This window comes from Streptomyces nanhaiensis (genome assembly GCF_046614825.1).
In the GTDB taxonomy this organism is placed as follows: Bacteria; Actinomycetota; Actinomycetes; order Streptomycetales; family Streptomycetaceae; genus Streptomyces; species Streptomyces radiopugnans.
Genome location: NZ_JBKJFM010000338.1, coordinates 1 through 1338, shown reverse-complemented (window position 1 = coordinate 1338; position 1338 = coordinate 1). Strand labels below are relative to the sequence as shown.

Here is a 1338-nt window from a genome sequence, read left to right as displayed (position 1 = left end):
GGCGGGCGCGGCCGGGCCTTCACCGGGGTGGCGGCCGCGGCCGTGACCACCGTGCTGGCCGTCGTGGTGGCCGGGCAGGTCGCCGACGGCCCGAGCGGCATGGACCGGCAGCTGCGGGCCGGCGGGGACGCCCCGCGGGCGGGCGCCTCGGACGCCTCCCGCTCCGATGTGCGCCCCGATCCCCCGGACGGAGCGGACGAGGGGAAGGCGCGGTCCGGGACGCAGGCGTCCTACGGCGAGCGGATGGGGCGGCTGTTCGACCTGGCCCCGGACTTCGAGGGCTCGGGCCGGCTCACCGCCGTCGCCGGACGGGACGAGGCGCCCGGCAAGGGGGAGGTCGTCCGCTACCGCGTCGACGTCGAGGACGGGCTGCCGCTGGACGGGGAGCTGTTCGCCGAGGCCGTCCACCGCACCCTCAACGACGAGCGGAGCTGGAGCCACGGAGGCGCCCGCACCTTCGAGCGGGTCTCCGGCAAGCCGGGGGAGTCCGGAGGCGCCGCCCCGGCCTTCGTGATCACGCTCGCCTCGCCCCCCACCACCGCGAAGTGGTGCGCCAGATCGGGCCTGGACACCACGGTCGACAACGTCTCGTGCGACTCGGCCTCGACCGAGCGCGTCATGATCAACGCCTACCGGTGGGCACGCGGTGCGGACACCTTCGGCCCGGAGCGCATCCAGGAGTACCGGGAGATGCTCATCAACCACGAGGTGGGCCACCGGCTCGGCAAGGGCCATGTGAACTGCCCGAGGGAAGGCGCCCTGGCGCCGGTGATGATGCAGCAGACGAAGTACCTGACGGTGGGCGGGGCCACCTGCCGGCCCAACGCCTGGCCGTTCCCGGACGCCTGACGGCCACTCCGGCCCGCTGTAGGCGACCGAACGTTCAATCGCACCGAAAGTCACGGTAGTTCACCCCTTCCGGTGGTGTGGCGGACAACCATCCGCCGCGCCGCCCCGTCCCGCGCATAACGTCTTCCCGCGACGCCACGGCGACGGCCGGTGGCCCGGAGGAGGAACGGGGGTGGACAGGTGCGCATCGCACTGCTCACGGAGGGTGGCTATCCCTATCCGCGCGGTGACTCGTCCGTGTGGTGCGACCGGCTGGTGCGCGGTCTGGGCGGCCACGACTTCGAGGTCCACGCGCTCGGCCGCGACGAGCGGCACAGGGACGGCTCCTGGCCCGCGCTGCCGGGCAACGTCCGGAGGGTGCGCACCGCCCCGCTGTGGGGCCCCGCCTCCGGGGGCGACGGGCGCCGCGGCGGATACGGGCGGCGCCCGAGGCGCCGGTTCGCCGAGCACTTCGCGGACCTGGCCCGCGCGGTCTGCGCCGGTGCGGGC

At 75.1% G+C, this 1338-nt stretch carries 2 protein-coding genes; both read left to right on the top strand.

What is annotated here, in order from left to right; translation table 11 throughout:
* A partial coding sequence (locus tag ACLIYP_RS30440; RefSeq protein ID WP_412716296.1) for a DUF3152 domain-containing protein occupies positions 1–849 on the top strand: 849 nt, incomplete at its 5' end.
* Positions 850–1029: 180 nt separating this feature from the next.
* The coding region (locus tag ACLIYP_RS30435) for a DUF3492 domain-containing protein (RefSeq protein WP_412716295.1) at positions 1030–1338 on the top strand (309 nt) is incomplete at its 3' end.